The 12,655-nt window shown below is 71.2% G+C and carries 12 protein-coding genes; 6 read left to right on the top strand and 6 right to left on the bottom strand.

Annotation, left to right across the window (positions count from 1 at the left end):
- Positions 1–287: 287 nt before the first annotated feature.
- The 3 genes from FRCN3DRAFT_RS43225 to FRCN3DRAFT_RS52780 form a co-directional block, all read right to left on the bottom strand.
- Positions 288–1,259, bottom strand: a complete 972-nt coding sequence (locus FRCN3DRAFT_RS43225; protein ID WP_007516532.1) for a Scr1 family TA system antitoxin-like transcriptional regulator — start codon at positions 1,257–1,259, stop codon at positions 288–290.
- Positions 1,260–1,329: 70 nt separating this feature from the next.
- Positions 1,330–1,539: a hypothetical protein gene (locus FRCN3DRAFT_RS0207690; protein ID WP_007516531.1), complete on the bottom strand. Its 210-nt coding sequence runs from the start codon at positions 1,537–1,539 to the stop codon at positions 1,330–1,332.
- Between the two features lie 542 nt (positions 1,540–2,081).
- A complete protein-coding gene (locus FRCN3DRAFT_RS52780; protein ID WP_007516530.1) occupies positions 2,082–2,444 on the bottom strand; it encodes a hypothetical protein in 363 nt (120 codons plus the stop codon).
- Positions 2,445–2,613: 169 nt separating this feature from the next.
- Between FRCN3DRAFT_RS52780 and FRCN3DRAFT_RS57065 the strand changes: the two genes are divergently transcribed.
- The 4 genes from FRCN3DRAFT_RS57065 to FRCN3DRAFT_RS0207665 all read left to right on the top strand — a co-directional run bounded on the left by FRCN3DRAFT_RS57065 (position 2,614) and on the right by FRCN3DRAFT_RS0207665 (position 7,353).
- Positions 2,614–2,748, top strand: a complete 135-nt coding sequence (locus FRCN3DRAFT_RS57065) for a hypothetical protein (RefSeq protein ID WP_269799815.1) — start codon at positions 2,614–2,616, stop codon at positions 2,746–2,748.
- A 306-nt stretch (positions 2,749–3,054) separates the two neighbouring features.
- Positions 3,055–3,825: a hypothetical protein gene (locus tag FRCN3DRAFT_RS0207675; protein ID WP_007516529.1), complete on the top strand. Its 771-nt coding sequence runs from the start codon at positions 3,055–3,057 to the stop codon at positions 3,823–3,825.
- Positions 3,826–4,217: 392 nt separating this feature from the next.
- Positions 4,218–5,783 carry a TldD/PmbA family protein gene (locus FRCN3DRAFT_RS0207670; RefSeq protein WP_007516528.1) on the top strand — a complete coding sequence of 522 codons (1,566 nt, stop codon included), beginning with the start codon at positions 4,218–4,220 and terminating at the stop codon, positions 5,781–5,783.
- 139 nt (positions 5,784–5,922) lie between these two features.
- The gene (locus tag FRCN3DRAFT_RS0207665; protein WP_007516527.1) at positions 5,923–7,353 is read left to right on the top strand and encodes a TldD/PmbA family protein; all 1,431 of its coding nucleotides are present in this window, start codon (positions 5,923–5,925) and stop codon (positions 7,351–7,353) included.
- Between the two features lie 14 nt (positions 7,354–7,367).
- Here the strand turns inward: FRCN3DRAFT_RS0207665 and FRCN3DRAFT_RS0207660 are convergent, their stop codons facing one another.
- Both FRCN3DRAFT_RS0207660 and FRCN3DRAFT_RS0207655 read right to left on the bottom strand, forming a co-directional pair.
- Entirely contained in the window at positions 7,368–7,928 is a 561-nt protein-coding gene (locus FRCN3DRAFT_RS0207660; RefSeq protein WP_007516526.1) for a bacterial proteasome activator family protein, read from the bottom strand.
- Between the two features lie 156 nt (positions 7,929–8,084).
- Positions 8,085–9,074 (bottom strand): NAD(P)H-quinone oxidoreductase, encoded by a 990-nt coding sequence (locus FRCN3DRAFT_RS0207655; RefSeq protein WP_035924476.1) that lies wholly within the window; start codon positions 9,072–9,074, stop codon positions 8,085–8,087.
- A gap of 286 nt (positions 9,075–9,360) precedes the next feature.
- Between FRCN3DRAFT_RS0207655 and FRCN3DRAFT_RS57060 the strand changes: the two genes are divergently transcribed.
- Entirely contained in the window at positions 9,361–9,486 is a 126-nt protein-coding gene (locus tag FRCN3DRAFT_RS57060) for a hypothetical protein (RefSeq protein ID WP_269799814.1), read from the top strand.
- 91 nt (positions 9,487–9,577) lie between these two features.
- Here FRCN3DRAFT_RS57060 and FRCN3DRAFT_RS0207645 read toward each other — a convergent pair whose 3' ends face one another.
- Positions 9,578–11,629 carry an ATP-binding cassette domain-containing protein gene (locus FRCN3DRAFT_RS0207645; RefSeq protein ID WP_007516523.1) on the bottom strand — a complete coding sequence of 684 codons (2,052 nt, stop codon included), beginning with the start codon at positions 11,627–11,629 and terminating at the stop codon, positions 9,578–9,580.
- Between the two features lie 338 nt (positions 11,630–11,967).
- Between FRCN3DRAFT_RS0207645 and FRCN3DRAFT_RS49290 the strand changes: the two genes are divergently transcribed.
- Positions 11,968–12,655, top strand: a 688-nt coding sequence (locus FRCN3DRAFT_RS49290; RefSeq protein ID WP_232793963.1) for a SigE family RNA polymerase sigma factor, incomplete at its 3' end; no start/stop codon positions are given.

Genomic DNA, 12,655 nt, shown 5'->3' with positions numbered 1-12,655 from the left:
ATTACCCACGCCAGTGGGAGCCGACCAGCGGGTCATGGCGACCATGCCAGCCGCGGCAACGGTGCCAGCGGGCCTGTGGCGGTCCTGTTACCGGGGGCCGCCACAGGCGGGGGCACCTCCGCGCCGATCAGCAACCACCCGCGAGACCGAAATGGGCCAGTGCCGTAACTGCCGAGGAAGCCCATTGACGCGATCGCCGGTTGCGACCTCTGGTGAACGTGGAACGACCAGCAGCCACGACCACCCGAGGGCCGAAATCGCGATCATGCCCGAGGCGGCGCCAGGCGCTAGGGTCCGGTTCGGACTGCTTCGGCGGCCTGCTCGGCGAGCTCGGTGGCGAAGCGGCTCAGATGGCGATTCAAGATGGGGTCCAGATCGTCGGTGCCCAGCTCCATGAGCTGCTCGAACACCCGGATGTACAGGCTGACGCGACCGCGATCCCGATCGACGGTGCCGGCCGTCGTCTCGTTGACCACCGTGGATTCGTCCATGATGGTGAAGCCCGAGATCGGCGGGTATCGGAGCACGGTGTCGAGCGGCAGGATCCGGATCGAGACGTTCTGGAGCCCCGCGGCCGCTTTGATCCGCTGAAGCTGACCGACCATGAACCCCGGCCATTCCACGGCCGCGAACCGGTTGTGGAACACCGCTTCCATGATGACGAACTCGAAATGCCTGGTGGTGTCGTAGAGGCGCTGCTGGCGCTGCGCTCGTAGCGTCACGGCGGCCGCGGTATCCGGCCAGCCCTTGCTGTCCTCGCCGTAGGTCAGCTCGTTGTACCCGTTCAGAACCCGGCGGGTGTACTCGCTTGTCTGGAGCAGGCCTGGCAGCAGGACCGGCTGGAAGTCGCGCACGTGCTGGGCCTTGCCCTCTTCGTCGAGCACTTCCTGCTGGTTGATGGTGCCAGTTCGGCCAAGAGCCGGCCGGCGCGTTCCCTTTGTCCTGGCCAGCTGCTGCTGCTGTTTTGCCTCGTCTACCAAGGTCTCGACCACCTTGGGCGACGCATGCAGCGCCGTACTGATACGTCGGACGTCCTCCGGCGACGGCAGCGTCTTGGAGTTCTCAATCTTGGAGATCTGTCCCTGGCTGATCCCGGCCTTCTCGGCGAGCTGGTGGCCGGTCAGGCCCTGGTCGTGGCGTAGGCGGGCCAGGATGCCGCCCAGGGACTCGTCGGAGGATTCGGAAGAGGATGACGAGAGATCGAGGAAGTTTTCTGGAACCGGCGCGAAGGCGTCCGCGTCGATTCTTTCGCCGCTCATCGTCTCCCCTACCGGTGGTGCCGAGGTCGCCTACGCTGCTCCCCCGTGATCCTCCGACGGCCGCTGGACGCTACTTCGGCGACTGGGGCAAACTGCTCGCGGCATCGACGAGCAGGTCCCGCGGAATCCTGACCATCGCCTCTCCCGTCGGCAGGTCGCGCACGTACGCGGGGTCTGGCGTCCATCCCTGTACCCACAGCACCGAGGCGTCATCGGCGTCGGCGTACACCGTCGGGCAGGCGCCCGCGTTACAGGTGATCGCCAAGGGAACGAGCTGCATCGTCAACTCCTCCGCAGCCCATGACCCTACTCAGGCCCGGGCCGCAAGTCCAGAATATCTCTGTCAGATCTTGACTTATGCCACGGGGTTGGGAAGCAGCCAAGAATAGTTGCCCGGGTCACAGGCTTCGGCCGCGACGCCCGGCTACCCTGCGGGGTCTCGCTGGCAGCCGGCGTCATCGCGATTCCCTGATGGTGCCACGTCCGCCACCCCAGTCCACACTCAGCCGGCTTCGCGAATTGACCGATTCGCCCCGATACGGCAGAGGAACTCAACGCATAAGGTAAGAATATCGCTACTTTCCGTAGCAACAACTTAGCGTGAAGAGACTACTGGTGACGTGGGCGACCAGGCCCGTCACGGCTCCCGCGTAATCCGAACGGGTCATGTCAGCTTGTCATGCGGCCGGGAATTCGGTCGATCTTCGTCGACGATGCGGGCCCAGGCCGGAATTCTCCGCGAGCCGGCCGGTCACGACCGAGCTACCGCCGAGCACGCGGCGTTCCGCGGGTCGGCGCCGGCGCCGACCCGCACCTACCCGCCTACACCCTTGCGAGCACGTCGGAGACGGCAACGACGGCCTCGCCCGGACCCGCCGCCACGCCCGCCGGCGGCGTCGGCGCCCGCCGGCCCACCACGTACCCGATGCCAGACTCCCGGTCGACCAGTACGCCGGGCCAGGACACGAACGGGGAGAGGCCCGGAAGCAGGCGGGCGGCGGCGGCCGTCGCGGTCACGTCCGCGGGCAGCACGACGACGGCCTCGCCCGGCCCGACCTGGACCCCTCGCGGGGGAACATCGGCCACGACGCCCACCACGTATCCGGTGCCCGAGTCCTCGTGCACGTGGACGCCGGGGCAGTTCGCGGCGGCGCAGTGACTCCTCGCCAGCGTGATGGTGGGCATGTCGCGCGTCCTTTCCTGGGCACGACCCGGCGCCACCGCTGGACGTACTGCGGCCTCGCGTGGCTCGGATGGTCCCCTACCACCCGGGTCGGCGCGGTGATTGTGAATCTATTGGAGCATGGGCGTATCGAAACCGCCGTAACTTTGCTGGAACAAGGTGCCATCAGGCGTGATCGGCGGATCTCAGGCCGCGCGCCGAGAGGTCGAGGCGCCGCTTTTAGCCCGCCGGCCTCCGGCGCGCGCGGCGGTCGAGGTCCCCGCGCTCGTCGCGGCCACCGAGGTACCGGCACTGATGCCCGCGTGACCCGGTTGGTAACTTTGGGTGACTATTCCCCTACTTCTCGACTGTGACGCACAATTCTTCCGTTCACCTAAAATATTCCTCAACAAGTCTTGCTTGGGGACCGCTCGAGGCCGCACGATTCTGGTACAGCCGAGACAGACGCGGCGCCAGTCCGCTCCCTGACCCCGCAGGTCCCGCAAGCACCCCGGCGGAACAGGCGCCACGACGGTCCACCCCACCGCCGTGGAACTCTGAGTCCGCGGCACCGCCGGTCATCGACCACCCTGTCCTGACCGGCGGGGCGTCTTCAAGGAGGCGATGCCGAATATGCCAAGGACGTGGTCCAGACAGGAATCGCAGGCCAACACCATGCCGGGGCTGGTGCCCCCGTATCCCGACCTGCTCCTCGGGCCGGACCGATCGGACCGGGCCGACGATGCCGACCGCGCCGGAGACGGATCCCGCGCTCGGGTCGAGCGCATCGATCCCGACGCCGGCGAACCCCATCGCGCCTCTTATAGCGCCCCCCAGCCCGCCTCTGGCCGACTCGGGCCGATGTTCCTGACGCTCGCCGGACGCAACCGCGAGCAGCTCGACTTCCGGTTGTCCTGTGTCGCCCGGGCCTTCCTCGCCCACACGGTCGCCAGGCCGGGCCAGCCAGCGCGGTTGGACCCGTTCGGCCCGCGGGCGGACTGGGTCATGGAGGCCCTGATCGCGGCGAGTCGCGCGCGCGTCGAGGACGAGGAGGGGAAAGGTCGCCTGGCGGAGCTCACGGACGCGGTCCGACTGGCCGAGGACCGGTGGCTGACGGTTCGCGATGAGCTGCGCCGAGGCGCCACCGTACGGGTAGACCTACGGCCCTCACCGCTGGTCGAGAGCCGTCTGTCCAGGCGCGCCGCTCACCGGCAGGCGCGGCTTTACCACGAGCGCCACCCCGGACCCAGCTCCGTCGTCGCGGCATCCGCAAGCCTCGCGACACGGCGCGACGTGCCGCCTGCGCGCGACGCGACGGCACGGCAGGGCGGCATCGCGCCGCAGCGCGGCAAGGAACAGCGCGGCGAGGAGATGTCGTGCCGGCAGCCCAGCCACCGGGCGTGAACAGGGCCGCTTTGGTCCGGCCATCCGGGGGGATGGCCGGGCCAAGGTACTTCCCCTGATCACGTCCTGAGCCGCCCTCGGCGCGGGTGCCGCACGCGCCGAGGGAAGACACCGACCGCGTTGAGTGCCGGGCAACGACGCCCGAGTGGCCCGCGGTGGTGCTGGCGCCGCCCAGCACCACCGCGGGCCCGCCGCGGGCCGGCCCCTCCCGTCGACCACACCGCCACGAGCCGGTCCAGGGCGGCCGCGCCAGGGCGACCGCGCCTCCGCCGAGGTCGGCGGGTCGGCGGGTCTCCGGGTCGGCGGGTCAGCGGTCCGAGTAGGCGTGGCGAGCCGCCGTGCCGCAGGTCCCCGACTCACCGGTATCGGCGCGGACGGTCCAGGATGGGAGCATGCCGATAGCCGCCCCGCCGGGAGCGCCCGGGACGCCGCCACACGACGTCGACCCCGAGTTCCTCGCCCTGCCACGCGCGGCGCTCACCGACGCGGCCCTGCAGACCGCCCGTGATCTCGGCGCCAGCCACGCCGACATCCGCATCGAGCGGCTGCGTGACGGGTCGCTGTCGTTCCGAGACGGCAACCTGGAGAGCAGCCACGACGGCGCGACCGTCGGCTTCGCCGTCCGGGTCGTGCACGAGGGGACCTGGGGGTTCGCCGCCGGCGTCGACCTGACCGTGGACGAGGCCGTCCGGGTCGCCCGCGAGGCCGTCGAGATCGCTAAGGTCGCCCGGCCGCTGAACTCCGAGCCGATCGAGCTCGCCGACGAGCCGGTACACGCCGACGCCACCTGGGTGTCCGCCTACGCGGTGAACCCGTTCGCCATCGACGCGCGCGCGAAGGTCGACCGGATCGGCGGGCTGTGCCGCACGCTGCTCGGCTCCTCCGACGTCGACCACGTCGACGGCCATTTCAACGCCGTCCTGGAGAACAAGTACTACGCCGACCTGGCCGGCACCTCGACGACGCAGCAGCGGGTGCGGGTGCTCTGCCAGCTGGAGGCGACCAGGGTCGACCCTGGCGGCGGCTTCGAGACCATGCGCACCATCGCTCCCCCGGTGGGCCGGGGCTGGGAGTGGCTGGTCTCCGGATCGGCCGCCGGCTGCTGGGACTGGGACGCCGAGATCGAGACGATCCCGGGTCTGCTGGCGGAGAAGGCGAAGGCGTCGTCGGTCGAGCCTGGGCGCTATGACCTGGTGATCGACCCGTCGAACCTGTGGCTCACGATCCACGAGTCCGTCGGGCATGCCACCGAACTCGACCGGGCGCTCGGCTACGAGGCCGCCTACGCCGGCACTTCGTTCGCCACCCTGGACAAGCTGGGTACTCTGCGTTACGGCTCGCCGCTGATGAACGTCACCGGCGACCGGACCGCCCCGCACGCGCTCGCGACCATCGGCTACGACGACGAGGGCGTGGCGACCAGCCGTTGGGACATCGTCCGCGGCGGCACGCTCGTCGGTTTTCAGCTCGACCGCCGGATGGCGGCGGCGAACGCCGCCCGGCTCGGTGTCACCCGGTCCAACGGCTGCGCGTTCGCCGACTCGCCGGGGCATGTGCCCATCCAGCGGATGGCCAACGTCTCGCTGGCGGCCGCGCCCGGCGGGCCGTCGACCACCGAGCTGATCAGCGGGGTCAACCGCGGGATCTACGTCGTCGGCGACAAGAGCTGGTCGATCGACATGCAGCGCTACAACTTCCAGTTCACCGGGCAGCGCTTCTACGAGATCCGCAAGGGACGCATCGTCGGCCAGCTGCGCGACGTCGCCTACCAGGCGACGACGACCGACTTCTGGGGCTCCCTCGACGGTCTTGGCGGTGAGCAGACCTACCAGCTCGGCGGGGCGTTCAACTGCGGCAAAGGGCAGCCCGGCCAGGTCGCCGCGGTCAGCCACGGCGCCCCGTCGACGCTGTTCCGCGGCATCAACATCCTCAACACCCGCCACGAAGCGGGCCGGTGACCCGCCCCGCCAGTCCGCCGCCTCAGCGCCCCGGCAGCCGTTCGGTGGGTGCTGGTTCGACGGGTGCTGGACTGACGCTGACGGGCACTGGACTGACCCGGGCTCGCAGCCCGCTGGGAACGTATACGGGAGGACTCTGGTGACCGAGGCGTCCCACGAGATCGTGGAGCGGGCGCTCGCCGCCTCGCGGGCCGATGGCTGTGTGGTCATCGCCAGCGAGTCGAGCACCGTGAACCTGCGCTGGGCGAACAACACCCTGACGACGAACGGGGCCGCCCGCGACCGCTCGGTCACCGTGATCAGCATCGTCGGCCGCTCGTTCGGGGTGCGCTCGGTGAGCTCGGTGAGTTCGGTCGACTCCGGCACGGCCGGGGGCATCGCCGTCGACAAGCTCACCGAGCTCGTCCGGGCGTCGGAGACGGCGGCGAAGGACTCCGACGAGGCCGAGGACTTCGCGGACCTGCTCGCTCCAGGCCAGCAGGGAACCGCGACGGCCGGGCCGGGCGACGACGCCTTCGACGAGCCCGCCCGCCATACGTCGACGGCGGTGCTCTCGACGTTCGCCGCCGACCTCGGCGAGGCGCTGCGCGCGGCCAGGGCGGAGGGCCGAGCGCTTTACGGCTTCGCCGAGCACGACGTGACGACCACCTGGCTCGGCACGTCGACCGGGGTGCGGCTGCGGCACAGCCAGCCGACCGGCTCCGTCGAGTGGAACGCCAAGAACGGGCAGCCCGGCGGTTCGGTGTGGCACGGCCAGTCGACGCACGACTTCGCCGATGTCGACGTCGCCGCGACGGATGCCGAGCTGCGCCGCCGCCTGGGTTGGTGTGCCCGCTCGATGGAGCTCCCGGCGGGCAGGTACGAGACGCTGCTGCCGCCGTCGGCGGTCTCGGATCTGATCCTCGACGCCTACTGGTCGGCCGCGGGGCGGGATGCCGCCGAGGGACGCACGGTCTTCAGCCGCGCTGGCGGAGGCACCCGGCTTGGGGAGGCCTTCGGCCCGACCGGCCTGCGGTTGTTCAGCGACCCCGCCGATCCCGAGCTGTCCTGCACGCCGTTCGTCTCCTCCGGCCACTCGTCGGCGACGTCGAGCGTGTTCGACAACGGGCTCGCGCTCGGCCGGACGGACTGGTTCGAGGACGGCAAGCTCGCCACGCTGGTGCACACCCGCGCCTCCGCCCGCGCCGCCGGCACCACCGCCACGCCGTTCATCGACAACCTGACGATGGACGGCGGCGGCACGGCCACGCTGGACGAGATGGTCGCCTCGACCAAACGCGGACTGCTGCTCACCTGCCTGTGGTACATCCGCGAGGTGGATCCGGAGGTCCTGCTCCTGACCGGGCTGACCAGGGACGGCGTCTACCTCGTCGAGAACGGCGAGGTCGCCGGGGTCGTGAACAACTTCCGGTTCAACGAGTCCCCGGTGAGCCTGCTCGGCCGGATCGCCGAGATCGGCGCCACGACCCGCACTCTGGGCCGCGAATGGGCCGACTGGTTCAAGCTGAGCCGCATGCCGGCCATCCGCGTACCCGACTTCCACATGAGCTCGGTCAGTCCCGCGAGCTGACTAGAGATAGCTGACTAGAGATAGGTGCCGCCGCCGAAGCCTTCCTCTCGGGGCTGGCCGCCGGGGAGGGCGCGTCGGCGCATCTCCTCCAACTGGGCGCGGGCGGCCATCTGCTGCGCGAACAGCGCCGTCTGCAGGCCGTGGAACAGCCCTTCGAGCCAGCCGACCAGCTGGGCCTGCGCGATCCGCAGTTCGCTGTCGCTCGGCGTGTGGTTCTCCTCGAACGGCAGCGTGAGCCGGTCGAGCTCCTCCTTCAGCTCCGGCGCGAGCCCGTCGGAGAGCTCGCGGATCGAGCTGCGGTGGATCTCGCGCAGGCGCAACCGGCTGGCCTCGTCCAGCGGCGCGGACCGCACCTCCTCCAGCAGCTGCTTGATCATGGTGCCGATCCGCATGACCTTGTCCGGCTGCGAGACCATCGAGGACAGCGCGGAGCGGACGGACGCGCCGTCGACGTTCTCCCCGTCGCCACCCCCCTGGCGCCCGCGGCCGACCCCGGTTCCGAGACCCTCCAGCGACTCCTGCAGCCGCCCGTCAGGTCCCACGATCACCACCCGCTGTTCCGGTTGATCCGTCATGTTCACCATCCTGCATGCTGTCGCGGCAAGACAACGAAATGGATCTTCCACCTCAAGTCAGGCGAGGGGTCCCCCCCGAGTTTTGCCCCAGCAAAAATCGGCGGGGAAGCAGCCGTCATGTCCACCATCCTGCATGCTGTGGTCGCCGCGAGGTCGTCAGGGGACTCGCAGCAGAACCTTGCCGACGTGGCCGAGGGAGTCGACGACCCGATGGGCCTCGGCCGCCTCGGGCAGCGGAAGCACCCGGTCGATGACCGGGCGGATCGAACCCGCCGTGAACGCCGGCCAGACCTCCGCCCGGACCCCGGCCACGATCGCCGCCTTCTGCTCCGCCGGCCGGTGCCGCAACGACATCGCGTGCACCGAGGCACGCTTGACCAGCAGCGCCGACAGGTTCAGCTCGGCCTTGACACCGCCCTGCAGGCCGATCACCACCAGCCGGCCGTCGGGCGCGAGCGCGTCGACGTTGCGGGCGAGGTACTTCGCGCCCATGTTGTCGAGGATGACGTCGGCACCGCGCCCACCGGTGGCGTCCTTCACCCGGGCGACGAAGTCGTCGTCCCGGTAGGAGATCGCGAGGTCGGCGCCGAGCTCGCGGCAGCGCGCGAGCTTGTCCGGCGTGCCGGCGGTGGTCGCGATGAACGCCTTCGGACGCAGCGCCCGCACCGCCTGGATGGCGAACGTGCCGATCCCGGAGGCGCCGCCGTGGACCAGGAACGTCTCACCGTCGGCGAGCGCCGCCCGCTGGAACACCGTCGAGTAGACGGTCGAGGTGACCTCGGGCAGCCCGCCCGCCGTGACCAGGTCGACGCCGGCGGGCACCGGCAGCACCTGGCCCGCGGGCACGACGACCCGAGTCGAGTACCCGCCGCCGGAGAGCAGCGCGCACACCTCGTCGCCCACCGCCCAGCCCTCGACGCCGGGTCCGAGGGCCGCGACCCGGCCGGAGCACTCGAGGCCCAGGATGTCGGACGCACCCGGCGGCGGCGCGTAGAAGCCCTGGCGTTGCAGCAGGTCAGCCCGGTTGACGGCGGTGGCGACCACGTCGATGGCGACCTCGCCCGGCCCGGGGCCGGCCGGGTCGTCCACCTCGCGCCACTCGAGGACCTCGGGGCCGCCTGGGCTTGTCATCGTGACCGCGTACACCTGGCCACCGTAGAGGCAAGGCCGCCGGGTGGGCGAGCGCCCCGGCAGTGAGGTCATCCGGGCCAGACGCGCCGCCTCGCGGAACGGGGACAGGGCTTGGAGGACAGTCGTTCCTGGTGAGACGGGATGTTTCAGCACCGACGCGACGGGTAAGGCGGATCTCATGTGCGCGCAGGCGGAGACACGGTTTCTCGTTTGGCCAGGCCGGTCGAACGCCCCGTGGGTCTCCCATCCGCGGACGGTCCGGCCCCGGCCGGACGGTCCGCCGCCGCCCTTGGACCCCAACATGCCGATCCCGGACGATCCCGGTCCGCTGCTGCCCGACGATCCGGATGGCCTGCCGCCCGCCCCGCACGAGCCGTCGCCGTACACCGAGCCCGCGCCGGAGACACCCGAGCCCGAACCGGTCTAACCGCTCTACCGCCCACCACCGAGCGCCGACCACCCGCCACCCGAGCGCCCGCCACGCGGCCGACCGCCAGGGTCGACCGGGCCGCGGGCGGCTATGCGGAGGCGGGGCGGTAGAGGCGCGCGTAGGCGCCGTCGTCGGCTAGCAGGGCGTCATGGGTGCCGTCCTCGACGACCTGGCCGTGGTCGAGGACGTAGATCCGGTCGGCGTCGCGCACGGTCGAGAGCCGGTGCGCGATGACGAGCGTGGTCCGCCCGACCGACAGGGCGTCGAGGGCCTCGCGCACCGCGAGCTCCGAGACGCTGTCGAGCGCGGACGTCGCCTCGTCGAGGACCAGCACCTCCGGGGACTGCAGCAGTACCCGGGCGATCGCCAGCCGCTGGCGCTCCCCGCCGGAAAGCCGGTAACCGCGCGCGCCCACCCGGGTCGCCAGCCCTTCGGGCAGCCGCTCGAGCAGGGCGCCCAGGCAGGCCGCCTCCAGCGCGGCCCGCAGCTCGCCGTCGGTCGCGTCCAGCCGGCCGTAGCGCAGGTTCGCCGCGATCGTGTCGTGGAACAGGTGTGGATCCTGCGGGACGACGCCGACGACGCGGTGCAGCTCGCTGGGAGCCAGCTCGGCCAGCGGCACGCCGCTGAGGCGCACCGCGCCGCGCTGGGGCCGGTACAGGCCGGCGGCCAGGTAGGTGATCGTCGTCTTGCCGGCCCCGCTCGCGCCGACCACGGCCGCCGTCGTGCCGGGGGCCACCCGCAGGCTGACCCCCCGCAGGCTCCATTCCGGCTCACCTGCCTCGGCGCCGAGGCCAGCTCCCGCGGCGGCGCGCGGCGAGTCGGCGCGGCCACTGGCGTCGGCGAGGTCGTAGGAGAACCAGACGTCGTCCAGCGCGAGTTCGACGCCGCCGCCGAGCGCGAGCGAGACCCCGGCGGACGGCCGCGCGCCCGGCACGGAGGCCGGCGGCGTCATCGACCCGCGAGGCTGGGCCGTGGCCCGCGGGTACGGGCTGGCCGGCGGGACCTCGGCGGGGGTGTCCAGCAGGGCGAAGATCCGCGTGAAGGACGCGCCGGCGCCGGCGAGCTCGGAACGCAGGCTGACGGCGGTCGACAGCGGCCCGAACGAGACCAGCAGCGCGCCGCCGAGCGCCGCGACCGTGCCCAGGGACGTCTGGCCACCGGAGACGAGCACCGCTCCGAGCGTGACGACCACCATCATCGTGGCGACCAGCCCGAGGTTCACCAGGAAGCGGACGCGCGAGGTCAGCCGGGCCTCCTCCCGGGTCGCCGCGAGCACCTCGGCCGCCGACGCGTCGAAGCGCTCCTCCTCGTAGCCGGCGCGGTCGAAGAGGCGCACGTGCAGCGCCCCGGAGACCGACGCGCTGTCGGCGACCCGGGCCATCAGGGTGCCGTCGAGCTCGCGCCGGCGGTTGGACAGCGCGCCGAGCCGACGCCGGCCGCCCCTGATGATCGTGAGGGTGGCCGGGGCGAACACCATCACCGCGAGGCTCAGCCGCCAGTCCAGCGTGAAGATGACGACCAGGCCGACGACGATGTCCGCGGCGCGGCAGACCACCGCCTGGGTGGTGGCCGAGACGGCGTTCTGCGCGTCGACGACGTCGGTGGACAACACGGTCATCACCTCGCCCTGCTGGGCGCGGGGGAAGAACGAGAAGGGCAGTCGCTGCAGGTGGGAGTTCACCGCCTGCCTGATCCGCACCGTCAGCAGGCCGCCGAGCCGCGCGATCAACTTCATCCGGGCCGCTAGCACCGCCGACTCGAACACCAAGAGACCACAGAGCATCAATACCGGCGGCACAAGGTCGCCGACCTTTCCGGTGGGCAGCGCATCGTCGACGAGCCGCCGCACTATGAAAGGCCCACCGGCTACCGCGAGCGAACCGGTCACCGACAGCAGGAGCAGCGCGGCGATCGCCCGGCCCTGGTCGGCGAAGAACTGCTCGGCGCGGACGGCCGCGGGCGCCCCGGTGAGCCGTGCGACCGCTCGGGCATGCCACCGGGTGACGGCACTCGACAACCGCTGGCCACGCCCGTCCGACGGGCTCGAAGTCCCTGAACCCGAGGGATTGTCGACCGGCGGGACGATCGGTGGCGCGGCCAGGCCCGAGGCGGGACGACCAAAAATCACCGGCCTGCTCACACAACCCTCCCGTAACTGGCGATTGCCAACCCGGCTCAGGGTATTGCCGGCCGACCCCGGCTCCGTTCCCGGGCCAGGCCACGAGGGGACCACCCCGGGCGACGACGGAACCACGTCGACACCACGATGATCATATGGCCGGGCTCGCCCGGCGCGCGACGCCGACGCCATGGCACCTGCAGATCGTGGCCGCCATGTAAAGCTCCAGTAGCCCAGATTTTCGCCCATATCTGATGAATTTCCGGGTCGGTGACCGATAGGTGGCTCTGCCGGACTTCTGCGCGATGACCAAGACGGGGTACCGTGCGGCCAGCCCGACAAGCCGTGGGGAGCGTGCCGTGTATCTCGACGACACCGAGAGCCTCCGCGACACCGAGGACCTCAGCGACACCGAAGACCCTCACGAAGCCGATGACTCGCGAATCCCGGGAAACCCCCGGGCTTCTGAGCATCTCCCGACTCCAGAGCATCTCCGGACTCCCGAGAGCCAGCGGACGGCCCGGGCCGCCTTCGAGGCCTTTTTCGAGAATCACCACCGGGACCTCGCCAGGCTCGCGCTCCTGCTCACCGGCAACAAGGAGGACGCGGAGGACATCACCGCCGACGCGCTTACCTCCGCCTGGATGCACTGGGACCGGGTCCAGGCGGCGGAGAACCCGCTGGCCTACGTTCGGCGCAGCGTCGCGAACCTCGCCGCCAGCCAGATCCGCCGTCACGTCCGGCAGCGCAACCTGCTCGCCAGGGTGGGCAGGCAGCCGGGGACCTCGACGACCAGTGAGCCGGACGTGCCGCAGGCAATGCTCCTGCGGTGGGCGCTCGACCAGCTGCCGCACCGCAAGCGCCAGTGCGTGGTCCTGCGCTACGGGCTCGACCTGTCCGAGGCGGAGACGGCCGACTGGTTGGGCATCTCGGTCGGCACGGTGAAGAGCCAGACCTCCAAGGCCGTGGGCGAGCTGGAGCGACTGCTGACCGCCGGCGGCTCCGGCGCGGGCGCGCCGAGCGACGGCGGTGGACGTCCCCAGCGCC

Origin of the sequence: Pseudofrankia saprophytica (assembly GCF_000235425.2) — a bacterium.
In the GTDB taxonomy this organism is placed as follows: Bacteria; Actinomycetota; Actinomycetes; order Frankiales; family Frankiaceae; genus Pseudofrankia; species Pseudofrankia saprophytica.
The sequence above is the reverse complement of the archived record's forward strand: the minus strand, read 5'-3'. Positions and strand labels throughout refer to the sequence as shown.